The sequence below is a fragment of the Paraglaciecola sp. genome (assembly GCF_039943935.1).
In the GTDB taxonomy this organism is placed as follows: Bacteria; Pseudomonadota; Gammaproteobacteria; order Enterobacterales; family Alteromonadaceae; genus Paraglaciecola.
Genome location: NZ_JBDUZQ010000023.1, coordinates 241470 through 266852 on the forward strand (window position 1 = coordinate 241470; position 25383 = coordinate 266852).

The 25383-nt window shown below is 41.0% G+C and carries 18 protein-coding genes; 11 read left to right on the plus strand and 7 right to left on the minus strand.

Annotation, left to right across the window (positions count from 1 at the left end; translation table 11 throughout):
• Window positions 1-52 precede the first annotated feature (52 nt).
• The 4 genes from ABJD71_RS15945 to ABJD71_RS15960 all read left to right on the plus strand — a co-directional run bounded on the left by ABJD71_RS15945 (window position 53) and on the right by ABJD71_RS15960 (window position 6260).
• The gene (locus tag ABJD71_RS15945; RefSeq protein WP_348171623.1) at window positions 53-1183 is read left to right on the plus strand and encodes a P1 family peptidase; all 1131 of its coding nucleotides are present in this window, start codon (window positions 53-55) and stop codon (window positions 1181-1183) included.
• Window positions 1184-1391: 208 nt separating this feature from the next.
• Window positions 1392-2495 (plus strand): site-2 protease family protein, encoded by a 1104-nt coding sequence (locus ABJD71_RS15950; RefSeq protein ID WP_348171626.1) that lies wholly within the window; start codon window positions 1392-1394, stop codon window positions 2493-2495.
• A 148-nt stretch (window positions 2496-2643) separates the two neighbouring features.
• The gene (locus ABJD71_RS15955; RefSeq protein ID WP_348171629.1) at window positions 2644-4257 is read left to right on the plus strand and encodes an FAD-binding domain-containing protein; all 1614 of its coding nucleotides are present in this window, start codon (window positions 2644-2646) and stop codon (window positions 4255-4257) included.
• A 137-nt stretch (window positions 4258-4394) separates the two neighbouring features.
• On the plus strand, window positions 4395-6260 hold the full coding sequence (locus ABJD71_RS15960) for a class I SAM-dependent methyltransferase (protein WP_348171632.1): 1866 nt from the start codon (window positions 4395-4397) through the stop codon (window positions 6258-6260).
• A 251-nt stretch (window positions 6261-6511) separates the two neighbouring features.
• Here ABJD71_RS15960 and ABJD71_RS15965 read toward each other — a convergent pair whose 3' ends face one another.
• Window positions 6512-7969 (minus strand): amidohydrolase family protein, encoded by a 1458-nt coding sequence (locus tag ABJD71_RS15965; RefSeq protein WP_348171635.1) that lies wholly within the window; start codon window positions 7967-7969, stop codon window positions 6512-6514.
• A gap of 87 nt (window positions 7970-8056) precedes the next feature.
• Between ABJD71_RS15965 and ABJD71_RS15970 the strand changes: the two genes are divergently transcribed.
• Entirely contained in the window at window positions 8057-9133 is a 1077-nt protein-coding gene (locus ABJD71_RS15970) for a helix-turn-helix domain-containing protein (RefSeq protein WP_348171638.1), read from the plus strand.
• Window positions 9134-9301: 168 nt separating this feature from the next.
• Here ABJD71_RS15970 and ABJD71_RS15975 read toward each other — a convergent pair whose 3' ends face one another.
• The 6 genes from ABJD71_RS15975 to ABJD71_RS16000 all read right to left on the minus strand — a co-directional run bounded on the left by ABJD71_RS15975 (window position 9302) and on the right by ABJD71_RS16000 (window position 17537).
• Window positions 9302-10369: a type 1 glutamine amidotransferase domain-containing protein gene (locus tag ABJD71_RS15975; RefSeq protein ID WP_348171641.1), complete on the minus strand. Its 1068-nt coding sequence runs from the start codon at window positions 10367-10369 to the stop codon at window positions 9302-9304.
• A gap of 55 nt (window positions 10370-10424) precedes the next feature.
• Window positions 10425-11648 (minus strand): HAMP domain-containing sensor histidine kinase, encoded by a 1224-nt coding sequence (locus ABJD71_RS15980; protein WP_348171644.1) that lies wholly within the window; start codon window positions 11646-11648, stop codon window positions 10425-10427.
• A 9-nt stretch (window positions 11649-11657) separates the two neighbouring features.
• On the minus strand, window positions 11658-12347 hold the full coding sequence (locus tag ABJD71_RS15985; RefSeq protein WP_348171647.1) for a response regulator transcription factor: 690 nt from the start codon (window positions 12345-12347) through the stop codon (window positions 11658-11660).
• 199 nt (window positions 12348-12546) lie between these two features.
• On the minus strand, window positions 12547-13662 hold the full coding sequence (locus ABJD71_RS15990; RefSeq protein WP_348171650.1) for an ankyrin repeat domain-containing protein: 1116 nt from the start codon (window positions 13660-13662) through the stop codon (window positions 12547-12549).
• A 10-nt stretch (window positions 13663-13672) separates the two neighbouring features.
• Complete coding sequence (locus ABJD71_RS15995; RefSeq protein WP_348171653.1) at window positions 13673-15043, minus strand: DUF1552 domain-containing protein; 1371 nt, start codon at window positions 15041-15043, stop codon at window positions 13673-13675.
• On the minus strand, window positions 15012-17537 hold the full coding sequence (locus tag ABJD71_RS16000) for a DUF1592 domain-containing protein (protein ID WP_348171656.1): 2526 nt from the start codon (window positions 17535-17537) through the stop codon (window positions 15012-15014). The genes ABJD71_RS15995 and ABJD71_RS16000 overlap by 32 nt, the downstream gene beginning before the upstream one ends.
• 292 nt (window positions 17538-17829) lie before the next feature.
• Here ABJD71_RS16000 and ABJD71_RS16005 point away from each other — a divergent pair, with 292 nt between their 5' ends.
• The 6 genes from ABJD71_RS16005 (at window position 17830) to ABJD71_RS16030 (ending at window position 25374) form a co-directional block, all read left to right on the plus strand.
• Window positions 17830-18081 carry a DUF465 domain-containing protein gene (locus ABJD71_RS16005; RefSeq protein ID WP_348171659.1) on the plus strand — a complete coding sequence of 84 codons (252 nt, stop codon included), beginning with the start codon at window positions 17830-17832 and terminating at the stop codon, window positions 18079-18081.
• A 144-nt stretch (window positions 18082-18225) separates the two neighbouring features.
• On the plus strand, window positions 18226-18705 hold the full coding sequence (locus ABJD71_RS16010) for a DUF6491 family protein (RefSeq protein WP_348171662.1): 480 nt from the start codon (window positions 18226-18228) through the stop codon (window positions 18703-18705).
• A 158-nt stretch (window positions 18706-18863) separates the two neighbouring features.
• A complete protein-coding gene (locus ABJD71_RS16015) occupies window positions 18864-20246 on the plus strand; it encodes an MFS transporter (protein ID WP_348171665.1) in 1383 nt (460 codons plus the stop codon).
• Window positions 20247-20574: 328 nt separating this feature from the next.
• Complete coding sequence (locus ABJD71_RS16020; RefSeq protein WP_348171668.1) at window positions 20575-22869, plus strand: tetratricopeptide repeat-containing diguanylate cyclase; 2295 nt, start codon at window positions 20575-20577, stop codon at window positions 22867-22869.
• Between the two features lie 40 nt (window positions 22870-22909).
• Window positions 22910-23542, plus strand: a complete 633-nt coding sequence (locus tag ABJD71_RS16025) for a 3'-5' exonuclease (RefSeq protein ID WP_348171671.1) — start codon at window positions 22910-22912, stop codon at window positions 23540-23542.
• A gap of 134 nt (window positions 23543-23676) precedes the next feature.
• Window positions 23677-25374: an alkaline phosphatase D family protein gene (locus tag ABJD71_RS16030; protein WP_348171674.1), complete on the plus strand. Its 1698-nt coding sequence runs from the start codon at window positions 23677-23679 to the stop codon at window positions 25372-25374.
• Window positions 25375-25383: the final 9 nt, after the last annotated feature.

Here is a 25383-nt window from a genome sequence, read left to right on the forward strand (position 1 = left end):
TCATTGACCCAATGGATGTCTAAAATAATTGTGAATTTTGAGAATAATATTAATGAATTTAAAACATAAAATACGGGCAAGAGATCTTGGTTTACCGTTAGCGGGTAAACCAGGGAAGTGGAATGCCATCACTGATGTTGCGGGTGTAGAAGTTGGGTACACAACAGTAATGCAAGGGGCCAGTGACTTGGTTGTTGGTGAAGGACCTATTTGTACTGGCGTTACCGCTATATTACCTCGAGGTCGACAAGAGACACCTCGCCCCATTTGGGCAGGCCAATTTGATTTAAATGGCAATGGAGAACTAACAGGTTCTCACTGGATCAAAGATGCAGGATATTTTGTTAGCCCCATTTGTATTACTAATACCCATTCGGTTGGTATTGCTCACCATGCGACAACTGCTTGGATGATTGATCAACATAAAGAATATTTTCAGAGTTCACATACATGGGCTCTTCCTGTAATCGCAGAAACCTATGATGGTTTATTAAATGATATTTGCGGGCAGCATATTACGTCAGAACATGTACTTAGCGCATTGAATACTGCCACCACAGGAATGCTCGATGAAGGTAATGTCGGCGGTGGTACAGGTATGCAAAGCTATGAATTTAAAGGAGGGACAGGTACGAGCTCACGTCTAATTACCATTGAAAATAAAGAATATACCGTCGCAGCCCTTGTACAATCGAATTTTGGTTTAAGGCCCGAGTTTACTGTTTGTGGAGTACCTGTCGGTCAACACATAACAGATAATGCAATTCTATCTGAAACAACTGGTCATGAAACGGGTTCTATTATTGTCATCTTAGCTACAGATATTCCGATGCTCCCAACTCAACTACAACGGCTAGCTAAGCGAGGTGCTATTGGTATCACTCGGACTGGCAGCTATGGAGGTCATTTTTCAGGTGACATAATGCTAGCTTTTTCTACAGGCAACAATATTGATATGCCGCCATTAGGTGCCGAACAACCTCTTAGTTTTAATTTGGAGTGCATTAATGATGCACATATGGATGTCATTTATGAAGCGGCAGTACAAGCAGTCGAAGAGTCGGTACTTAATGCAATGGTAGCCGCTAAATCCGTAGCAACTGTAAAGCCAGCTAACCGTGTTCTTGAAGCGATAAACCATCAAGCTTTATGCGATGTCATGAAGAAATATAATCGACTGTAACTAGTATTGAGTGAAAGAGGATACATATGAGAGCAACAGGTTTTGTTTGCCAAGAAATTTATTTGTGGATGGCAGCAGTGCTTGTGACTGTGTGTTTATGTCTGTTTGTTCCCTGTAAGACTTCTTCTCTAAATCAATGCTGAGTGCTCACTTGTTAACATTAATAGGGTTATAATATCGGCCTATGCTTTTTTGTTAGGTTTATATAGTGCAGTTATTAGAAGTAGAGTGTTTAGGTAAGCCCCTTAAGTTAGAAGGGTCTATGGCAGGGTGGCAGCAGTTGTTTTGGGGTGACCAATGCGTATCGCAAATTGATGCGAGCGCCACCCATAACAACAGTGATGAGCCAGACGGTACGCCGTTTTCACACCAGTTTACGTTACAAAGTGAGCAAGGTGATGTTCATATTGAGTTGAGTGGGGCACTTAACTGGCAGCCATTTGCACTGCAATTTACGCTTTTGGTCAACGATGAGCAGGTAAATGATGGCTCTCTCAACGAAAAAGACATAGAGCAGCGGCAGATTACTCAAGGTAAAAAGCAGCCAATTAAGTTTAGTTTTGTGGGTATGGCAAGCCTAGGGTTAAAACTGCTAAAAAGTGCCAAGGTGGTTAAGGTACTGTTTGCTGCGGGCAGTTTAGCGGCTTATAGCTGGTTGTTTTCTATCGAGTTTGCCATTGCCCTTATTCTTTGTTTGGTATTTCACGAATATGGTCATATTAAGGCTATGCAGTACTTTGGCCTAAAAACCAAAGGCATTTATCTCATCCCCTTTGTGGGTGGCTTGGCCTTAAGCGACAGCAAAATAAATACTCGCTGGCAAGATATCGTGATTTCAATCATGGGGCCATTTTTTGGTTTAATATTGTCTGTGGCATGTTTACTGGCATATTGGATCACCGATATAGAAATACTCGCAGGTTTGGCGGTATTTAACGCCTTACTCAATTTATTCAATATGTTGCCGGTACTCCCCCTAGACGGTGGTCATGTGCTAAAAAGCATCGCGTTTTCTGTCAACTCTTGGGTGGGCATTATTGCCTGTATATTGGGCGCGGTATTAGGTGTGTTTGTTAGTTACTATTTTGGTTTGGCTTTGCTAGGGTTTTTGCTCGCCATAGGTAGCCTAGAGATATTCTTTGAATACAAACGCAGGCATTTAAGTGAACTGTTGCCACTAAACCGTTATGCACAGTTTGTTTCTGTAGCTTGGTACGTGGTTACAATAGGCGGCCTAAGCGCGATTATTTGGTTAGTTGGGCAAACCGGTAATGATGCCTTGTCTTTACCCTTAAAAATATTGGGTAGTTAGGTTTATTAGCCTTAACTAGCCCAGTTAAACGCTAATAATTCACAGCTTTGTTCTAATCCAAAATTTGGTTTTAAACGTACTACTAAAAGCAGTCTAGTGCTGCTTTTTTATTTGCTAACGTTTAAACACCGGATTCCAAGATACAAGCATGAGTACAGCCCCCCATACCCCAACAAACGTGGCCATTTGGTGGGTTAAAAGAGACCTTAGACTGTTTGATAACGAAGCATTAACTCAAGCTTTGGCCCACAGTAAGATTGTTATCCCGGTATTTTTACAAGAGCCATTACTACTAAACGGGCCAGACTGGGGCGCGTTTCATACCCATGCCTTACAAACTGGGGCCAATGCCCTAAGCCAAAACCTGAATCACTTTGGCAGTGGCCTATTAGTCTTTAAGCTGTCGCCCATAGAGGCTGTGCAATATATTAACGCCGCCATCAGCGAGCTTGGTTTTGTAGTCAATCAAGTGTTCTCCCATGAAGAAACAGGTTTAACCCATACGTTTGAACGTGATAAAGCCTTTAAGCTTTGGTGCGACAACAATCATATAAAATGGCACGAATACACCAACAATGGTGTGGTTCGTGGCCCCATGAATCGCGATTACTGGGACAAACACTTTAAAGACTACATATTCAAACCTGTACTTAACATACCCAAAGAGCCCTTACTGGGTAGTTTTCCTGAAGCGCTTAAACAGGCTTTTTTCAAGCATTTACACCCCAACCACCCAACCTTAAAACTTAACTCTTTTGCAGCCGAATACTCATCGGTAAGCGAAAGATATGCTAGGTCTACACTCAAAGACTTTTTATGGGTACGGGGTAAAAAATACCGAGGCGGAATAAGTAGCATGAACAAAGCCCCCAGCGCATGTTCAAGGGTGTCGGCCCAGTTAGCGTGGGGCGCGTTATCCCTAAGGGCGGTATTTCATGAATGCGATGTTAGGTTACAGCACTTGGTTGAAGCCCAGCGCGCCATGCCAGAGGTTAATTACAAGCAATGGATATCGAGCTTAAGAAACTTCACCTCGCGGCTTTTTTGGCATGCTCACTTTGTACAAAAGCTAGAGAACGAAGTCGAAATGGAAGTGCAAGCGGTTAACCCAGCCTTCAGAAGCGGCTTGCCCTACATTACCAAACAAGAAGACGAAACTGAGCACACAAAACGGCTTCAAGCATGGTTATATGGCGAAACGGGGTTTCCGGCCATTGACGCTGCCATGCGCTACTACCAAAAATATGGATGGTTAAATTTTAGATCAAGAGCCATGATCACCAGCTTTGCATGCAATGCCCTAAGGCTACCGTGGCAAACAGTTATGTATGAGTTGTCTAAGCTAATGGTTGACTACGTGCCCGGTATACATGTGTCGCAAATTCAAATGCAGGCAGGTATCACAGGTATTAATGCCATTAGAATATATTCACCCCAAAAACAGCTCAGCGACCATGACCCCCAATGCCATTTTGTGCGCAGTATGATACCCGAGCTGCGCTCTCTAAAAACCGAACAAATCATGGCGTTAAACCATGAAAACGTAGCACCAAAATATGCAAAACCTATTATTGATTTCAAGCAAGAATCAAAAATAATGAAAGACGCCCTCTACGGAATATCAAAGTCTGTAAGTGGTAGGCAAAACGCTAAACAAGTGTTTAAAAAGCACGGCTCACGAAAACGCAACAGCACCAAAAAGAAAGCCAAACAAAAAGACAAACCAAGCGCCCAAGACACCCCCCAACTAAAACTGTTTTAAATGGCCTGCATTGGCTTTTGGTTGATAGAGCACATAATTACCTTTACGCCAGAACCTTTATTCTTTTAATATAAAATATCAGTTCTAACAACACTCAAGTTTGGCAATTTGAACCGCTGTATGACTAAAGGAATATAATGTCGTCGGAGTATTACAACAAGCAGGTTAAAAGCGTATCTGAGCAGTATCTATCTCTTTCATTTGAAGATGTTCATGCTAGTTGGCTACATCACCTACCTGCTATTTGGGAAAAACCGAACCTTGCTATTTTAGATGTCGGGGCAGGGGCTGGTCGTGATGTAAAGCGAATGGCTGAGCTCGCAGTTGCTGAACAACCCGAAGGCAGCACATGCCAAATATATGGAGCTGAGCCTTCAGAGGCCTTGTTAAAAGTCGGGCAGCAAACCACCGCTGGCCACAATGTAAATTGGCTACAAGATTCATTACCGTCGTTAGATAAAATCACCTCTTTAGAAGTTAGCTTTGATTTGATTCTATTGAGCGCTGTTTGGATGCATGTGCCACCGTCACAGCGTAATCGAGCCTTACGTAAGCTTACAAACTTGCTTAAACCTGGCGGTAAGATTGTTATTTCGCTTAAGTTTGGTATGACAGTCAGAGAGCAGCAACAACGCAGTATGTTTGATGTCAGTGTAGAAGAGCTTGAACACTTAGCGCAAACCCTCGGGTTGTTTTCAACCTTGGCGGGTTCTGCCGACAAAGACAAATTAGGTCGCGATGCCGTCTATTGGCAAACCTTAGTGTTGCAACTGCCAGATGATGGCACGGGCGCATTTCCTTTTATTCGCCACGTTGCTATTAATGACCATAAATCTGGCACTCATAAACTAGCATTGCTTAGAGTGTTATTACGTATTGCTGATGGACACCCCGGAGCCGTGTTACGGCGCGAATCAAGCCCAAACGGCGACAGGGTGATTTTGCCCATGGGGTTAGTGGCTTTGTATTGGTGTCATCAATATAAAGAGCTAATTGACACTCACCAGTTATATCAAACACCTAATGAACGTCCAAACATGGGGTTTATGAAAGAAAATGGCTGGCATAAGTTAACCCACCGCACAGCTGCAGATTACCGTATTGGTAACTTGTTTTTAGGTGAGGATGCTATTTCACTTCACAGAGCACTGTCGGCAGCGGTCATTAATATTAAAAAAATGCCTTGTAATCGTATAACCTTGCCCAATAGTGACCAGACTATATTTGAAGTAGACAATAAAACAGTCAGAGCTAAAGACAGCTTGTTTCTAGACTTGCAAACTCTAGAGCAATGGGGCGAGTTTTCATTGCCAGAGTCTACATGGTTGGCCTTTAATCGCTATGCCTGTTGGATAGAGCCTGTATTAGTGAGCGAGTGGGTTAAAATCATGGCGGGTTATACTGGCAACCAGCAATATGCGGCACCTAAAAGTCAGTATTATTTGCAACAAGCTTTACTCTGGTTAGAGCCTAAACGCAGCACAGGTGAGGTGCGAACAAGGTTTGAACAAGTAACCCAACAAAGTCCTGAACTCGCTCAGTGCGTTTGGTCTGCTAAATCACTTAAAAGAAAGTACGACATTGATCACAGTATGCCGTTTGCTCGCTGGCCCAATAACGACCTGTGGAACCTGTTACCAACCGATAGCAAAATTAATAATCAAAAAAGCGATAAGCTACCATCTGAGCAAAAATTAAAAGAGGCTAAAGAACGGATCCAAAGCTGGTGGCAACAAGCTTGGCTTCAAACTACTGACCAGAAGCTAGCAGTAAGAGAGCAATCTGCAAGTTATCGTATTGGTCGTAGTGAGACTAGCTCAAAGGTTGCAGAGCCTTCACTGGAAGGATGGCAACAAGGCAATCAAATCAAACGCTTTTTCGCCGAAGCTAACATTGCTTTACCTGGACTAAGTTCAAACAACGACTCAATTGACGATCTTTTTGAAGCGCTGATTTTACAAAGAGGTAGATTGAAAGAAATGCAACAACTGCAAGAGTGGTGACACTTAAGCATTGGTTAAACCTCAATATGTGATGTATTACCTTCTCACCCTCCCAGCATGTTTATGATTTCAGGTAATTTATTTTTCTTTGCTAGCTCTAGCGGGGTGAGTTGGGGTGGGTAGTAGTTTTCGATTTTAGGGCATAAGGTTTGAAACTCTGTCGCTTATTTGCCATTTCTTAGACTGCCAACTTGGGGATATCCTCGAATTTGTTGATGAGCGCTAAGGCCTATTAGGCTCATCCTGCGTATTTACTTTGCTGCTAAACTCTCACGAGCAACCGCTTGGCCATTTATAATAATGGTCTCGATACTGTTGTAGGCTTGAGCATTGTCTAATGGGTTCTCGTTTAGTAGTAGTAAATCAGCCTGCATGCCTTCTTTAATACTACCTACGCGATTTTGTATGCCTAAAAGCGTGGCGTTGCGAATGGTTAAGGATTTAAATAAGGTTTTTAAATCAACTCCTGCAGCTACCCAAGCTTGTATTTCTCGAAAGCCGTTTAAGCCCGGAAACTGGGTGTAAATCGGCCCACTTGGTGTATCGCTGCCAAACACAAGATTTGCATTATGTGCTAATAGCAGTTGTACACCTTGTCTATGTGTTTGCTGGGGGAACTTGTATTGCTCTTTAGCTTTACTGTACTCGTTATTTCCTTTTGATCTGTCTAAACCTTTGCTTATCACTTGCTTAAACCATTGGCCTTTTTCACTTTTATAATAATGAAGTAAAGAAGAAGGGATGGCTGCTCGAACAGTTTTATCTGAAAAAAACGACGGGTTAAATAATTCCAGTTCACCGTCTAATACGGTAAACGTAGGTTGTACAGACATGCCTTGGTTCGCGATATTTTGTATAAGCGGCACAATATCTTTGCCTCGGCTATGCCATATTCCGTGAGCCAACACCGAAACCTTGGTTTGTATGGCAAACTCATAGGCCTCAGATGAATTAGCATGTAGGAAAAGCGGCATATTCTCTTGGTCTGCATATCGTTTTAGGTCGCGGATCAGGGACTGGGTGGGTACTGCTAAGTTTTTTCGTATCCCAAAGCCTGTTTCATAAAATGCTTTTATACATATTGCACCTTCTTGTTTGGCTTTTTTAACTAATTGCTTAGGCAGATGCTGTTTGATTGGGAAATCTGTTGGGTATTGAGCGGATTGGTTTTTATCATACAGTTGACTGTAAGCCATGGGAGAGCTTAGTTGGGCGGTTGTATCTCCTGCATAAACCATGGGGTACCCGTTTAAGATAGAGCTTGCTTTACAATAAAGTGCTTCTGGTGCCAATTGTTGAGTGTTCCACTGATTGATAAAGCTAGTATGACTCGCGAGATCAAGCACAGTTGTAAAGCCAAAATATAGGTAGCTTTTCGGTACTTGACTCAAACCTACGTGCTGTAACAGTTGCTCTTTGCTAGCGTCCCCTTTTAGTCCAGGAACACCTTCTAAGTGCACGTGAGAGTCAATTAGGCCAGGTATAAGGTACTTTCCCTTTCCATTGATGATTCGGTCGGCTTTTGTATTAACATGGCCAATGTTAGAAATGATCTCTTCGGTGATCAGTATATCGACTGCTTGGTTTTCTAACTCTGCGTGGTGGTTGATAATTTTTACGTTGGTTATGAGAGTGGTTCCGGCTTGAGATAAAGTCGTGTTAAAAAAACTAATAACAATAACCAAGCGTAAATTGTTTTTGCTAAACATTGTGGGTCCTTGTGTAGAATAGGACGCCATAACACCCTGACGAGCGCCTAGTAGCGACGCAAAACGCGTTTTTGGACCAATTAATTTATGGAAATACCTCTTAGTACCCTGTTTTTGATCAATGCTTTGATATGTGGGTTGCTTGCTTCTCATTTAATTATCAATCCGGTTAGGGCTGAGCACACTGTGTTTTTAGGTAGTTGTTACGCGTTATTCGCTTTTTTGCACCTATTGGGTTTCGTTTTTTTGATTACGGATATCTGGCAAGTCGGAGCGCTAAGAGCAGCCGCTGCTGCGTTGGTTGGTCCATTGTTTTACTACTATTTTCAAAAAGTACTTCGTTTGAATAATGCTTGTTCTCTAAGGCTTCAAATTCAACGCGCAGTGGTCCACAGTGCCCCTGCGATTTTTGTGGCTTTGGTACTATTTTGCAAATTTACGTTACTTACAAGATGGGTTGATTTATTGCTATTAGTCAGCTTTTGGACGTATTTAGGCTTGACGATTAACTGCCTCGTAAAATCAAAAGCACAACTACAAGGCGCTAAGGTTAAGTCAATGATGTTGCAGTGGCTGATGCTGCTAATTGCTATTCTTGGGTTAAATGCTGTAGTTGAAATATTGATTGTTTGGGAGGTAAGTACGGGCAAACGACTTGCAGAGTCGGTGGTTATGACGCTGTTTGCTGTAGTATTTTTAGTGATTAACGTATTCACTATTTATTGCGCATTGCAGCGACACCCTTTGTGGGATTGGATGTTGGAAACCCATACCAATACCCAGCTTGATCAGAAAAATTCGACGCAAGGGTCAGCGGCGACTCAGGCACTTGTGCAATTATTTATAGAACAATTGAATCGTTTTGAGTGGTTTAAGGCTGAGTCGGGTTTTACTGTTGCTATGGCTGCTAGCGAGTTAGAAGTGTCTCAGCGGCAGTTATCAGAAGCGATAAACGCAGAGACCGGAAAAAGTTATTCTCAACTAATGAATCAGCGCCGCGTAGAAGAGGCCGTAGATATGATCAGGCAAAATCCAGAGAAGCCACTAACGGCCGTTATTTATGATTCAGGGTTTAGAACTAAATCTAGCTTTAATCGAGAATTTGTAAAAATTACTGGAAAAACACCCAGTGAATTTCAGCAAACATTGAAATTTCAAAACTAACTCTTTGAAAATTTTGAGCGCACGTTGTTTTTTGAATTTATCATTCACTCGCCACTATCTACTATTCACTTATTTTGTACATTTATTTGGCCGTTTAGGTTAACCAGTGTCACCTTGCTGGTTAACCGTGTTTTTTGTGCGCTCAAGTTTGCCTTTTGCAGGTATAACTTATCTTAAGGCGTTCGCGATAAGTAAAAGGTCTAACCCTTCTGATAAATTCATTTTCATGAAAGCTACAATACTGTGCATAACGATTAAAACTTGCTGATATTTTAAGTTGTTATTATTTACAAATGAGCGGGCTGATTTGTAGCCTTCTTGTTTGTAAAGGGTGAGCAACTGAATGCTGTTTTCTTCTGCTGTTATTTCCCGAGGAATTGGATCGTAACCTAATGCTTCGATGGTTTTTTCAGCAAGAGTCCAGACAGACCAAGGGTTTTGCCCGGTAATTAATTGCCCGTCTTGGACTACTTTTTCTAAATAGGTTTCGCCCAATTGAAAATTTGCCCCTCGTTCAGATAATTTATCTTGTAACAAAAAAGGAAATATTGTTTGCGCATCTGGGATCAAAAATAGTTCTTCATCGTTGGTAAAACCGCTAACGTCTTTATTTGTAATTAACCAGTCATTATTGTCCAATTTTACGTTTACCAAAGCTGCTGGTCCATGGCATACCGCAGTAATGATTTTGTTATTTTCATGGAGGTTTTTAACAAGCTTCTGAATAGCAGGGTTGTTTGGAAAATCGAACATGGCACCTTTTCCTCCAACAAAATAAACAGCGGCATAGTCATTTGGGTCCACGTCATCAATAAAAAGGGTTTGGGTGACTTTTTGTTGTGCTTTGGGATCATTTAAAAATGCATAGTCATATTCTCCCATATCATCAGCATCAATGACTACGGGCGCTTTTCCTCCTTTGACACTTGCTACATCTACTTTGAAACCATTGGCTGTAAATACCCAATATGCTCTCGATAGTTCGGTAAGTTCATACCCTGTTTTTTTATTAGATTGGCCCATTTTGTTAGTGCTTGTGACCACGGCTAAGATTTTACCTCGGTGCTCGGAAGTAGAGCCTTGTAAGTAAGTAAGAGCAGACGGTTGGCTGGCTTTTAACGCTGTAATTTCGTGTTCTTTTGGCATAAAACTAGATAACCAATAGAATGCATACGCACCTAATGATAGAACTAAAACTACGATTGTAATGGTTGTAATTAAAATTTTTTTAAGCATAGAACCCTCCTTTTTTTTATATAGTAAAATTAAGGAGGTGAAAACCAAGTGAAATTTAAAAGAAAATACTGAACCGAAATGAGCGAGTGTTTTGACTAAGTTGATAGCGCCAATTACAGCTTTCGACAATTCGTGTTACTAAGTATAAGCCTTGTCCTACACCTTTACTTTCGTGATTTTTTGTACCTCGAGACAGTAAAAAAGAGCCCATATCACTATTTGTTATGTTTTCAAACGTAAGCGTATTTTGCTGTAAGGTTATTTTTAATTGTTGCTGCGGGGCGTGCTCAATTGCATTGGTGATTAGGTTGTTTATGAGTAGTGTTAACAAAGTTGGATTGGCTAATAGTGTATGTTTGTGATCGACATCAATTGCAATATCTAAGGTTTGTTCGCTATGTGTATTCACCATTATAACCTGCTCTATAAACGCGCAAAGATTGCAATGTTTCCTGTCAATAGATTCTGAGCGGGCTAAAGCCAATAAAACAGATACTGTGTTTTCCATTTGGTGGCTTAATTTTGTTATTTCAGTTAAATCATTTTGAGAAAAGCCTCTTTGTTCAATTAACGTTGCAAGGTTTTTCAAAATGGTTAGAGGTGTGCGTAGCTCGTGCCCTAGGTCGGTGGTAAAGTCTTTTTCTCTCTCTAGCGCGAGATGTAAATCACTAAACGCTTTTTGTAACGTCTCAGATAAGTAGCCGATTTCATATTGATACGTTTGTGTTGGCTCGGTTGATTGATTGACGTACCCACTTTTTATCACAGTGGTTAAGTTTATTATGGGATCAACGATTTGATTCGAAAACGTATGCGCAACAAATACTGCAAGCATTAAAGCTAGCAGTAATCCAATCAAGTAAACAGTAAATATATCTGGATGCCTGCTAACCGCCAATAAATCGGATACTTCTGCAACAATGTAAGCTTGGTTATTGTCGCTCAATGTTAGTTTTTTATAATGGTAGTGAGTATCGTCAGGCATGAATATTTCGTGGTCGCCAGTCGCAGCCGATATACTATTCATTAGTCTGTGAGGTAGGTCTTTTGCTGATGGGTACACTTGGATGAAATCAAGATCTATAGTAGGTAATGTCCCCGTTTTTTGATAATACTGTTCAATGTAATTTACGTGTTTATTGAGCATCTTACTTAGTATCATGTCTTCAACTACAAAACCAACTATCACTGCAAGACTCAGATAAATACAAGTGAGACCAAGGGTAAGTGAAACCATTAAAGCCAAAGATTTGTGTTTAATACTCGTTATTAGTGCCATTAGTCGAGTCTATGTTGATTGAGCGTTAGATGGTAACTCAAGCTTATAACCCACATTCATAACTGTTTTGATTTGTGGTGCATTGTGAAAAGTCGTCAATGCTTTTCTAAGGGTATAAATATGTGATTTTAGTGGGTCGCTTTCAGGCGGAAAGTCGCCCCAAAGAGTGTGAAGTATTAAAGACCGTGTAACGCCCTCTGGGTAAGATTTGATGAGTAAGGTTAAGATTTCAAACCCTTTAGAGGTCACTACACAAGGCTGATCGTCTATTGTTACAGTTTGAGATGTACAATTTAGAATTACTGCCTCTAGTTGCAGTGTATTTGATTGGTGTAATGTGCTTCTTTTGGCGAGCGCTTTACAACGTAATACAAGCTCTCTTAAATCAAAGGGCTTAGTTAGATAGTCATCTGCCCCATGCTCAAACCCCGCAGCTTTGTCTGTAAAGCAGTCTCTAGCCGTTATCATTAATACAGCAGGGGTAATTGGCGCGTGTTGTTTAATCGCTTTGCATACTTTTAAGCCATCCATATCTGGTAGGTTTAAGTCCAGCAGAACAACATCAAATGTGTTGTGCGTAGCTAAGTTTAAACCCAGTTCTGCATTGTCTGCGTAATCAACTTGCCACTCATGTGCAGTCAAAAATTCAGTTATTTGGGTAGCGATGACTCGATTATCTTCTATTAACAAAGCATTCAAGTAATTATGGCTCTTATTTTGTGCAAACAGCTTATATTTGCTATTTATCGAATATTAAATATAACAACTATTGCTAGAGTTTATGTCAATTGAGGTGAAATCTGAGTGAATTTTATAGATTTTTTATATTAGGGGTAGGCAATAGGGTGGCAACTAATGGGTCTATAGTTAGCGTATTTTCTGCCTACCAGCTTCTACTTTACTCTTTACTTAACATAGAAATAAGGTGTGTAAATTTATTTTTCTTTGCTAGCTCTAACGGGGTGAGTTGTGGGGGAAAGTAGTTTTCGGTTTTAAAGTTTGCCTCGTAACGCCAGTTTAGTTTTGAGGGTTCGCTAACTGTATTGGTGCTTGCGCCTATTTTGATTAACTTTGCTACAAGTTGGGGTTGATTGGCGTTTATGGCGGCGTGCAGCAGTTGGTAACCTTCGCGGTCGAAGGCTGTTAATACTTTTTCGGCTTGATCTTGGCTTACCAGTGAATGCAGTTCGTCGGCATACCAGTTTAAAAATTCGTAATTGGCGGTATAAGTAGCGAGTTGCGCGGCTGTGGTGCTGTCTTTTGCGATGGCTGTTAAGTCTGCACCATTGGTTATGGCTGTTTTGATAGCCGTTAAATTGTGACTTTTTATAGCGAAAAATAGCGGGCTGTAACCTTCATTACTTTGATGGTTAATGTTTGCGCCTTGATTGATTAGGTAATTGATATTGTCGACCTTACCGTAGTTGGCGGCCCACATTAATGGGGTTTGCCCGAGCTTATTTGGGGCGCTGATATTGGCACCTAGGTTGATCATTCTGGCCAAGTCAATGCTTGATGCTGAACCTGCGCAAAGTTGAAAAGCATTGGTACCGTCTTCTATGGCTGCATTTACATCAGCGCCTTTGTCTAAAAGGGCATTGATGATGTGGCTGTTGCCGTATCTGCAGGCTTGTATGATAGGGGTAAAGCGGTTGCTGTTGTTTATGTTAACGGTGGCGCCGTTGTTAAGTAGCAGGTTAACAAATTCAGGCTCTTGGGTTTCGACAGCCCAGGCTAACAGGCTTGAGTTATCGGGTAGTGGTCGGTTAACGTCGATTTTAGTAATGAAGCTGGCTACTAGGGATAGGTCTAAATCTAGTAAGGCCTGTTTGGTATCTAGTAATAATTGGGTGTGATCGGGTTCAGTCAATACTACTTTGGCTGAACTTGTTTGTGTGTTATCTGCACAGCCAATAAGGTGCGCCATAACTAAGGTTATTGCCCCTATTTTAAGGAGACGTTTTAAGCTTTTAAGGGGGCAGCTTGTGTTGTTTGTTAAATTAAAATGTGTCATAGGGTTAGCCTTAAGTTATTAAGCCTGCAAGTGGTTCTGAGCTGTCGCCAAAGCTTTGTGCGGGGACGCCCATTTGCTGTAATACAGACAATAAAAGGTTACACATAGGCGTATGTTTTTTGGCGGCGATGTGACGGTTACCTTCTAAGCCACCACCTGCAAGAATAACGGGTAAGTCCATGTGATCATGCTCGTTCGACTCACCAATACAAGCCCCGCGCACCACAAAGGTGTTGTCGAGTAAGTTTGAATCACCATCAGGAATACTGGCCATTTTTTCTAGATAGTCTGCAAACAATTGCATGTGGTAGGTGTTTACTTTAACGAGCTTATCTATTTTTTCTGGGTTATTGGCATGATGGCTTAATGCATGGTGGCCGTCGCGCACCCCAAGGTTGTTATAAGCATGGTTACTTAATTCTCGCCCGAGCATAAAGGTGCTAACCCGGGTCATATCGGTTTGTAATGCTAACATTTGTAAATCTAGCATGATTTTTACATGCTCTTCGTAATCACTGGGAATGTTTGCGGGCACGGTAAAGCCGTCTAGGTTCATTTCTATGGTGGTTTGCTGGGCTTTGGTTATGCGTCTTTCAACATCTCGGATAGATTCGAGGTATTGCGCCATTTTATGACGGTCGTTCACTCCTAGGCTTTGGTTCACTTTTTTGGCTTCTTGATTGATAAAGTCCAAAATACTGCTTTTGTGTGCCAGTCTCATTTGACGAGTGGGCTCGTCAATTTGATTGCCATCTCCAAACAGGTGTTCAAATACGTCACTGGGGGCCACCATTGCAGGCAAGGCTTGTGTTGGGCTTTTCCACGATATGGTGTTGGTATAAGTGCAGCTGTAATTAATGTCACAACTACCTAATAAACTCGGTGGCTCTATGCCTAATTCTAGTGAGGCAAGTTGGGTGTCTCTTGCAAAGTATTTGGCTGCGACTTGATCTACCGACACACCACAGTATATATCTGCCCCTTCGGTCGCTTTAGCATGTGCTCCTGTTAAAAACGCAGGGCAACTTCTGCCATGGCCAGCCGGAGGCGCACCAAAAGCACTGGCTTGATAATGGCCTAACCCAGAGATTACCGTGTATTTGTCTCGTACCTTTTCAAGGGGCTGTAGGATAGGGGGCGCATCGTAATTTTTACCTGCAGTGGTGGGGGTATAATGGGTCATTCTCATGCCATTTGGCGAATAGACCACCGTCATGCGTTTTGGGCGTTGCTCTATAGACTTAGCCATAGCAGGCGGTAATAGTGATTCCATTACCGGAAGGGCAATTGCTGCCCCTACGCCTTTTAAAAAGACACGGCGAGACGGGCCACTACCATGATTAATGGTATTAATGTGCTTTAACGATTTGTTGATTTTCATTATTCGCCTCTGGTGCCTTTTTATAGTTAAACGGGGTGCTGGCGACCACCGCCTCGATGATGCTGTGAATACGATAGTCTTGTGTACTTGCCTGTTTGGCTATTTTTCGAATGGTTGGTTGGTCGTATGGCTCTAGTCCTCTGCCAAGAGCATAGGTGAGTAATCTGTCTGTAAAGGCCTCTGCAAAGCGTTCTCTGCGATCCCACAATATTGAATGTAAGCCATTTAATCCTTCAAAGTGAGTGCCGTCAGGCATGGTTGCGGTTACATCAATGTCTTGGTTGGCATAGGTGTGCCTAAAGGCGCCTACTGCATCGTATTTTTCTAGGGCTAAGCCTAGCGGGTCCATACGCACATGACAGGCGGCGCACACTGGGTCTGCTCTGTGCTTGGCAAGTTGCTCTCGAGCTGATAAGGCAATGCCATCATGCACTGCTACTAATGCAGGTACGTCTGGTGGCGGCGGCGGTGGGCTAGCAGCCAGTAAATTATCTAATATCCATTTGCCCCGTTTAACGGGCGAGGTGTGATTGGGGTTAGAGGTTAAGGTTAATATACTGGCTTGGCCGAGTAGGCCTCCTCGGTTAGTTTGTGAGTCTAAGGTGACTTTTCTAAAGGCACTGCCGCGCACTCCCGGTACACCATAATGCTCAGCCAGTTGTTCGTTTAGGTAACTGTAATCAGCATTTAGAAAATCAAAAATAGAGTGGTTGTCCTTTAAAATGCGAGTAAAGAATAATTCGGTTTCTCGCTTAATGGATTGCTTTAAGGGGATATTGAATTTGGGAAACTCAAATACATCAGGAAAATGATGGGGTAGGTTACGCAAATAAAGCCACTGGCCGGCAAAGTTGTCAGTTAAGGATTGGGCTTTATGTGAACTGAGCATGCGGGCTATTTGCTGGGACAATACCTTAGGCTCTCGCAGGGTGCCCTTTGCCGCTAAGTCGGCGAGCTCTTTGTCTGGCAAACTACTCCATAAAAATAACGCTAGCCTAGTGGCAAATTCATAGTCATTAATTTTGTAGACTAGACCGGGCTCCATATTCGCAGGCGTTGGTTCTTGAATATATAAAAAGCTTGGTGATACCAATAGTGCTTGTATGCTGGTAGCAATGCTGCTTTTAAAGTCTAAGTCGGCCCTTGCATGTTTAAACACATCTAGTAACGGCAAAATGTCACTGTCGGTGATGGGGCGACGATAGGCTTGATTAGCAAGGTTAGCCATAATGTTATGAGCACAATCTATCTCTTGGGTGCTATTGGCCTTGATAGAGGCAGGGCCGGTTTCTGAGCTTGGATAACACACAAAAATTTTACGTGTGCTAGCGGTGGCGGTTATGTCGTTTGGGCTGTGACTTGGGGGGGGCTCATCATGGGTTTTCAAGGGGCCAATGACTTCAATCTCGAGTATGTCTCGTAAAAACGCTGCTTGGGAAAACCGTGACGACATATAATAAGACGGCACTTGGATAGTATGTACGCGGGCGCCATCAATTATAAAGTCTAAGTCTAATAAACTTGGCCCTTGGGTTGGCATTACAACATAACTGGTACCTTTACGAACCTTAGGTACGCCTTCGGTAAGGGCTAATTGTTTGCGAAAGCTTAGGCCGATAGTGTGGTGGCCAGCGGCTAACGTCATTTTGTAGTTTTGTCTTAGGTTGTCTAGCCTGTCTACCTCGTTGGCGGTGTTCGCATTAAGGTAGCCTGCAATGTCATAGGTGCCTGTGATTGGGGCGTAAAAATTAAAACTGCCACCACCTCGAGAGTCTAAAGGCAATTGGTCGTTTGCTCTGAGATCAAATGCCTGTACACCACTATTTTTTACTGGTCCATCTTTAGGAATTAAGTAATTCTTTTTAGTGGCCGATGCGCCCGCTACCCCTGTAGCCAATCTACTGAGCTTACCGGCTACCGATAGGTACCTTTCGAGCAGGGTGGTAGATACTCCTAATACGTCGGCATTGTTGTCAAATCCATAGCCTGAATCGTCTCCCGGTAATGATTGTGTGATATCAATATCTAGTGCGAGTAGGTCTCTCACTGAATTAGCGTATTCGCTGCGGTTTAAACGGCGAATGGTGGCTCGCCCGGGGTTTGGGTTGTGCTTGCTGTAACTATTTAATGAGGTTTCGAGCCAGTGCAAAAACGAGGCTTTTTGTTCTGGGGTGAGTTGCTTTTTATCTGCAGGAGGCATGTCTCCCATAGACACTGACTTAAGCATAGCCTCCCACAGCCTTTGGTTTTTACCCTGTGATATATCGGTTACGTCTACATCTTCAACAGACCAATTACCATCAAAAATATAATCGTTATGACAATTTTCGCAGCGCTTGTCGATTAATTCAGCTGCTTGAGTTTGAGTAAAATCGATGCTGGTAGATTGTGAGTAAGCTGTTGTACTTTGGCTAATTAGCATTAACCCAAACAACATAGGTAAGCCCTTCCGTGAACAATAAATAAACCAATTATGGGGCGTATACAGGGCCATTTGCACTCTCTTTGAGCAATTCTACGTAATTGCAGGGGGTATATCAGGACTTAGGGATAATCACTAATTTCAGCAGCTTTTATGCCAAGGTAGCTTGGCTGGTAAATTAACTAACCTAATGATAACTAATAAAAAATTATGGTTAATGAACTAGGCTTACCCCAAAATTAAGGAGCGGCAATATTTAGCTATAATTGAGTTTTGATTTAACCTGATGCAGATCAAGAACCTCACGCTATTAGGCCCTAATATTGATGCTCCAATTAGTTATATTTAAAAGGTTTGCATCATTATGGAATTAGATAAACATACATTACTTAAGGATTTTCCAGATCATCACCATACTATTCGTCATCTTAAAATGAATGATGGTCATTTTGCTAAGCTATTTGATGAGTACCACGAATTAGAAAATGAAGTGCACCACATCGAGAAAAACGTTGAGGCTGTTGCTGAAGATTATTTAGGTAATCTTAAAAGTCGCCGAGTTCATTTAAAAGATGTGCTTTTCAATTACGTTAAAAGAGCCGAGCAAGAGCTGTAGCGCAACAGAATGCTAAAGGGATGACTAAAGCACTGAACTTTTTTGATTTTGCTATACCATAGGTAATAATCAGGAGAATGCCTGTTTATTGTAAATGTAATCTGATTGTATAAAAATTAACGTCAATTTACGGTTGGTATTGTAATGAAAATATTGAATTGTGGTTTAGTGTTATTTGGTGTGTTTAGTTTAGTTTCTTGCTCTAGCTTAAATGTTGATGTGCCCAGTTACGATGAATTGCTGCGGGCAGAAACAGAGCAAGATGGCAGAGCTTGTGTTCGCCAGCGCAGTATTCGAGGGTATGGCTTGTTAGATGATGATTTAATTAGCATCAGTAGTAGTGGTAAAAAACGCTACTATCTTGCTACAACTTTTATGCAATGTTACTCATTGCAAACGGGGTTTCAGGCGGGCTTTAAAGGTGATTTTTTTGAAGTGTGTGGTGGGCGAAACGATAAAATTATTACCTCTGACGAAGCTTGTCCCATTAAAAGTATTTATGAATTTGAAAACCGTGAAGCTGCATTTGCTGTCGTCAAAAAAATAGAGAAAATTCAAGATGTTATAAGAGAAGAAGCTAAAAAGGAGCAAGAAAAAAAGGAATTAACAGATACACCAGGTTAGTTATTATTATTTTGTAGGTTAGTGGGTAACTAATGGCCCTTATTTTTACATTCTTTTTGTTTTTCTGATCAACCTTAAATAAAACTATTTTTCTTATATACAATTGTTATTGCTTCGCTATGATCTCTGTCTCATATTACAACTAAGTGTCTCCTATTTTGCTCGAGCCATCTGCCGAAAAGTCTGGTATTGCCAAGTTTGCGTTAATCATTGTGTGTTTGGGTTCCATTATTGGGCCTTTGGGTATGGCATCAGTGAATATTGCTATTCCCGATATGGCGGCTGATTTGCAAGCGAATGCAAAAATGGTGTCTTGGTTACCTACTCTGTTTATTTTAAGTAGTGTGGTGTTTATGTTGCCAGCAGGTAAGTTGGCTGATAACTATGGACGTAAGCGCATTTATAGTTATGGTTTAGCATTAAATGCTTTCTCGTCTTTTATGTGTGGTGTGAGTAGTAGCATTGAGTGGGTGCTATTTTGGCGCTTTATACAAGGGCTTGCATCTTCAATGATATTTGCAACGGGTATCGCTATTATCAGTTCTGTTACACCTTCTCATAAGCGTGGCGCAGCTTTAGGGCTTGCATCGGCCTGTATTTACATTGGTTTAACCGTTGCCCCAGCTGTTGGCGGTTGGTTAACGGAGTTATGGGGCTGGCGAGCGGTATTTTTGTTTCAGGTGCCTATAGTTATAGCGCTGCTGGCTTTAATAAAAATTCGACTTGAAGGTGAATGGAAAAATGACGATAAAACCAAATTTGACTGGTGGGGTACGGGGATTTTTGCTGTATTTTCTTCTTCTCTTGTTTATGGGTTGAGTATTCTTCCTAGTGTACTAGGTGGAGGGATTTTGATGTTATCAACCTTGAGTTTGGGTTTGTTTGTGTTGCATCAAAGTCGCAGTCGAAAGCCGCTCATCAGAATACAAATGTTCCGAGACAGTCGAATTTTCTCTATATCTTTGTCTACTTCGTTACTGATGTATGCTAGCAATTTCCCCTTAGTATTTTTAATGAGTTTATATTTGCAGTATGTGAAAGGATTTAGCCCTTCTCATGCAGGGCAAATTATCTTACTTCAAGCTTTATCTATGGCCATACTGGCGCCAATTTCTGGAAAGCTAGCGGATAAGTTCGAAGCAAGGATAATAGCAACACTAGGGTGTGTGATAGTGGGGGCAGGATTAGCAGTACTCAGTATGATAAGTGCTGAAACTAGTATTGTGTATATTGCCACTTCTCTATTATTAATTGGAGTTGGATTCGGGTTGTTTTCTACTCCCAACAATAATGCCATTATTGGGGCTGTGAAGCCGAGTGAAGTTGGCGTGGCGTCTGCTACTTTAAATCTATCACGGACTATTGGTAATCTATTTGGGATGAGTTTGGTTAACTTGATGGTGCATTTTTATATTGGCGATGAACAGTTTAGCGCTGAGCAAAATCCTGCTTTAATTCATACCTTTGATATGGCTTTGTTGATGTCTTTAAGCTTTGCCGCAATGGCTTGTATATTGTCAGCATTACGAGGTAAGTCTTAGGCATAAGTAAAAATAAGTTTTTGGTCCAAATTATATGGTCAATGATTGTAAGAAGTACTCAACGTAAAGGCATACTTTGTAATTTTATAATTGTCGATGAATATGATGTAGGAACTGAGTTTAAAGGTTGTTAATTTATGCTATTTTTAACATACAGGCGGCGGTTACCGTAAAACGAAAGATAATTGGATATTGACACATGCTGCATATTTGCAATTTTCACCAATGGGATGTTGGCTTCTTTAAATTTACGACAAGGTTTGTAACAAAACTCTTGTGGTTACTGAGTGGCAAATATGTGCTGAGCTTGTTGCTTTGTTCATTCTTAGTGAGTCCTATTGAGGTTTTGAGTCAAGAGAGTGATCAGAAAATAAGGAATGTTGGGAGTGAATATGATCAGCTGTCTGATGTTGAGCTTATTGAATTAGCTGAGTCCTTTGAAAATACTAATTTAAATTTAAGCCAGCAATTGGCCATTAAAGGGTTAAATAAATCCGAAGAAAACAACAATTCAATTCTGAGTGCGAAGGCACTCCGGTTTTTGGGTAACCTTGCTGATAACGCAAAGGACTTTGAGCTGGCCGCCAGCTACTTTTCAAAAGGGGCGCTTATATATCGAGAAAAGGATCATCAAGAAAATTATATTAAAATGTCTCTCTATTACACTAAGGCCTTGTTAAAGCAAAAGCTTTATAAGAATGCCACAGAGATCGTCAATGAAATTTTACCTATAGCAATAGATTTTGGTGATAAAACGCTTATTGGGCGTTCTTTGATACTAAAAGGGGATGGGCTATACAAAAGTAAACGTTATGAAGAAGCTATTTCAGAATACTTAGAGGCTACAACTTATCTCACTGGTCACGGTGTAGTTATACAAAAATTTCTTGGAAATACCTACAAACAACTTGCTCAGTCATACAAACGCGTAAAAAATAGAGAGAATACGGCGCTTTACTATAAAAAAACCTTGGACGTTTACACTGCTTTGCGTGACGAAAAGTTAATGGCGCGTACCTTAAATACATTAGCAGAAGCAGAACGGTACTTAGGTAATTACGTCATCGCTTTGGATTATTCAATCCGTGGTATAGAACTTCACAAATTACTTGAGGATCCAGAAGGGCGAGCGAAGGCTTTAACTGGAGCTGGAATAATATACCGATATATTGGTCGTTATGAAAAGTCTTTAAAGCATATTCATGAAGCTTACCTTTATTATAAAAAAATGAATGATAGTAGTGGTATTGCTAAAACTTCTAATCAAATGGGGCTTATCTACACGAGACTAAAGCAGTTTGATCAAGCTCGCTCGTTTTATCAACTAACGATTGACCTGCCAACAACTGAAGTAGACGCTAACACCTTAGCAACAGCCTTAAGAGAGCTTGCCGTAATTGACTTATATAACGGAGATTTTACAACTGCATTAATCATGGCTGAAAAAGCTCTTGATACCTATCAATTAGAAAATGACAAAGATAAACAAGCATTAATTTTGCGAATCATTGGAAATATATTTCGAGGCTTGGAGGATAAGACCAATGCTATTGATTTTTATAGACAATCACTCGCTACAGCATCTGAGGTTGGTAATAGATTATATGAAGCTAAAGCCAAAACATCTTTAGGTGGGCTTTTGATTGGTGAAAATACAGGTGAAGCCATAGAGCTACTTATAGAGGCTGTTGAAACCTCAGAAGAGATAAACAACAAAATTCAGATGTTGCACGCTTATGGTTTTCTTATTAAGGCTGAAAAGGTAAATGGAAATATTATAGCTGCCTTGGATTACGCTGAGAAAAAAATATCTCTAAGCCGGCTTGTTCAAGAGCAGACTGAAAACAGTGAGCTGGTGTTACAAAAAGCTAGCTTATATTCTCATAAAATGGAAATCGAACTTGAGTCATTAAGAGAGAAAGCAAAGTTAGATGCATTAGAGCTAGAAAAGAAAAGCAATCAAATAGAAATTGCTGGACAAGCTCAGAAAATTTCAGATTTAGAACTAGTAAAGAATAAATATGCAAGTATTGCTTTAGTGGCATTATTGATTATTTGTTTGCTGGTAGTTTTAGCTATATATAGGCGGTTTAACGACTCGAAAAAACGCAATATAGAGTTAGATTATTTGGCTGCTCGAGATCCTCTTACTAATTGTTATAATCGCCGGGTGTTATTTGAGCTTATGAGTAGAGATTTTGCTAGTTTAGAGCCGTTTAATGAGTACTGTGTCATTATGATAGATATTGATCATTTTAAGAAAGTGAATGATACATATGGCCATAGTATAGGAGATGAAGTCATTCGTGGTGTTGGCGATCTGTTACAAAATACCGTAAGGCAAAATGATATTGTTGCTCGATATGGTGGTGAAGAGTTTTGTGTTGTACTTCCTAGCGCTTCACTGAACCAGGCTATGCGTATATCTGAAACTATTCGTTCAAAAATCGAAAGTAGCATGTTTGAGAATATAAGCATTACTTCTAGCTTTGGTGTTTCATCCATTAAATTTAAAGCTAAAAGTCCTTCGGAGATAATTAACCAGGCAGATGATGCTTTGTATAAATCAAAAGCTTCAGGGCGCAATAGAGTGACCCTTTGGGATGAGTCCTTATGCAAATAAAATGACTTAGGTTGAGCGAAAAGAAGTTAATACCTGCCAAATGAAAAATGCAAATACTGTGGTGGTTTTAGATTTTGAAACCACGGGTTTGTCACCTGACTATGGTGATAGGGCCATAGAAGTAGGTGCTGTGAAGATTGAATCTGGAATAATAGTTGAGCGCTTTCAAGGGTTAATGAACCCTGGTAAACCTATTAGTTCTTTTATTGAAAATTTTACAGGTATCAATAACTTTATGCTCAAAGGCGCGCCACCCTGTGGTGATGTTATGGCGCAGTTTGCAGATTTTATTGCCGATTATAATTTAGTTGCGCATAACGCTTCCTTTGATAAACGTTTTTTGGATGCAGAGTTTGCAGCCATTTCTGAGTCTTATTCTGGGCAGTTTTCATGTTCTATGTTGATGGCTCGCCGTATATATCAAGATACGCCTAATCATAAGTTGTCATCTTTGATTAACTATACGGGTATTGAATCACAGGGTGGGTTTCACCGGGCTCTATATGATGCGGAAATGACAGCCAAATTTTGGTTGGTGATGTTGGCAGATATGGAGCAGCGATATGGTATGTCGTCGATCCCTTTTTCATTAACCCAAAAGCTTACTAAAACTCCTAAACAACAGGTTGCTAAGCTAATGCACAGTCAAAAGGCTAGAAAACATCCACATTAGTCGTGTTAATCAGAATTATATTTAGTTTCAAATATTAGGTTTCTATTCGCCACAAAACTGCAATTCTACCGTTATAAATATGTCATAAAGGGCCTTTATGATACTCGCAAATTATTTTTCAATTTATAGGTATTATGTTGCAACCTTTATCACGACGTCATTTTTTATCTTTATCTGCTACCTCAATCGGTAGTATGGTTTTATCTAATAGTTTGACAGGATGCGCTATTTCAAGTGCCCAAACGGATGACTTAAGTGATGTAGAGTTTAGCCATGGTGTCGCCAGTGGCGATCCTTTGCAAGGCTCTGTGATTTTATGGACTCGGGCATTACCCCATGACGGTGCAGTTTATGCTCGCTTGGTTTGGGAGCTAGCAACCGATAAGTACTTTACGAATATTGTACGCTCTGGGCTGGTGGATTCTTCTGAGCCTAGAGATTATACGGTGAAAGTAGATGTACAAGAGTTAAACCCTGCTACTGAGTATTTCTATCGCTTTAAAGGTAGTCAGCAAGTCAGTATGACAGGCCGCACAAAAACCTTACCCTCAACTAACCCAGAGCAGATCAAGTTTGTTGTGGTGTCATGTTCTAATTACCCTGCCGGGTACTTTAATGCTTATCAAGAAGCCGCCAATACTCCTGATTTAGACGCGGTATTGCACTTAGGTGATTACATCTATGAATATGATGCTAAAGGTTATGCAACACAGCGAGCAGCCGAGATTGGGCGAGAGTTTGCTGCTGATAACCTTGGTGAGCTACTTACCCTTGAGGATTACCGCAACCGATATGCCATCTATCGCACTGACAAAGGCTTGAATGCGTTGCATGCTGCGGCACCATTTATTGCTGTGTGGGATGATCATGAAATTATGAACGACACTTGGTCGGGTGGGGGAGAAAACCATAATCCCGGTGAAGGTGACTTTTATGAGCGCCGCGCAGCGGCTATTCAAGCTTATTACGAATGGTTACCTATCAGGCCGCCTAAAGGGGATTTACAACCTCATATTTATCGTACCTTTGATTTTGCTAACTTGTTGTCATTGCACATGTTAGATACCCGAGTGATAGGTCGAGATGAACAGCTTAATTACAGTCATTACATCAACAAAGATACCCAACAGATAGATAGCGAAGGCTTCATTGCTGATTTACAGGATAAAAATAGAAGTTTACTCGGTAAAGCGCAGTTTGATTGGTTGCTTAATTCGTTGAAAACCTCTGAGGCCAAGTGGCAATTATTAGGACAGCAGGTGTTAATGGGTAAAATGCTTATTCCTGACGCAATGTTGAGCCAGCTTGGTAAGAAGGACTCAGCAGCGTTAATGACAAAGTTAACGAGTATAAAAACTAGATTACGCAAAGGTGAAGCTTTAACGCCACAGGAACTAAGTTTAATTGATACTGTTTTACCCTATAACTTAGATGCATGGGACGGGTACCCAGTTGAAAGAGAAAAACTATATGCCGCTGCTACTAAATTAGGTAAAAAACTGGTTGTGGTGGCCGGTGATACCCACAATGCGTGGACTAGCCAATTAACTAATAGCAAAGGAGACATTGTAGGGATTGAATTTGCAACACCTGCGGTCACCTCTCCGGGAATTGAAACTTACCTAAAATTAGATGAGCAAGGTGCTAAACAAACCGCACAGGCACTAACCTTATTGATTGATGATTTGCAGTATTGTGATTTGCATCAAAGAGGATATTTGCAGCTTACTGTTACGGAGCAAAATATTGATGCGACTTGGCGTTTTGTCGATAATATTTTGTCTACGGATTATACCATCTCAAATGAGCATCAAGTGAGCTATCCAGCCTAAGTGCGGCTA

Excerpts from the sequence above, each read along its gene's own strand:
- ABJD71_RS16030 (WP_348171674.1), top strand. The coding sequence starts at position 23,677 with ATGTTGCAACCTTTATCACGACGTCATTTTTTATCTTTATCTGCTACC.
- ABJD71_RS16000 (WP_348171656.1), bottom strand. The coding sequence starts at position 17,537 with ATGGCCCTGTATACGCCCCATAATTGGTTTATTTATTGTTCACGGAAG.
- ABJD71_RS15975 (WP_348171641.1), bottom strand. The coding sequence starts at position 10,369 with ATGCTTAAAAAAATTTTAATTACAACCATTACAATCGTAGTTTTAGTT.
- ABJD71_RS16005 (WP_348171659.1), top strand. The coding sequence starts at position 17,830 with ATGGAATTAGATAAACATACATTACTTAAGGATTTTCCAGATCATCAC.
- ABJD71_RS15995 (WP_348171653.1), bottom strand. The coding sequence starts at position 15,043 with ATGAAAATCAACAAATCGTTAAAGCACATTAATACCATTAATCATGGT.
- ABJD71_RS15980 (WP_348171644.1), bottom strand. The coding sequence starts at position 11,648 with ATGGCACTAATAACGAGTATTAAACACAAATCTTTGGCTTTAATGGTT.
- ABJD71_RS16010 (WP_348171662.1), top strand. The coding sequence starts at position 18,226 with ATGAAAATATTGAATTGTGGTTTAGTGTTATTTGGTGTGTTTAGTTTA.
- ABJD71_RS15960 (WP_348171632.1), top strand. The coding sequence starts at position 4,395 with ATGTCGTCGGAGTATTACAACAAGCAGGTTAAAAGCGTATCTGAGCAG.
- ABJD71_RS15990 (WP_348171650.1), bottom strand. The coding sequence starts at position 13,662 with ATGACACATTTTAATTTAACAAACAACACAAGCTGCCCCCTTAAAAGC.
- ABJD71_RS15970 (WP_348171638.1), top strand. The coding sequence starts at position 8,057 with ATGGAAATACCTCTTAGTACCCTGTTTTTGATCAATGCTTTGATATGT.
- ABJD71_RS15965 (WP_348171635.1), bottom strand. The coding sequence starts at position 7,969 with ATGTTTAGCAAAAACAATTTACGCTTGGTTATTGTTATTAGTTTTTTT.
- ABJD71_RS15955 (WP_348171629.1), top strand. The coding sequence starts at position 2,644 with ATGAGTACAGCCCCCCATACCCCAACAAACGTGGCCATTTGGTGGGTT.
- ABJD71_RS16025 (WP_348171671.1), top strand. The coding sequence starts at position 22,910 with ATGAAAAATGCAAATACTGTGGTGGTTTTAGATTTTGAAACCACGGGT.
- ABJD71_RS15945 (WP_348171623.1), top strand. The coding sequence starts at position 53 with ATGAATTTAAAACATAAAATACGGGCAAGAGATCTTGGTTTACCGTTA.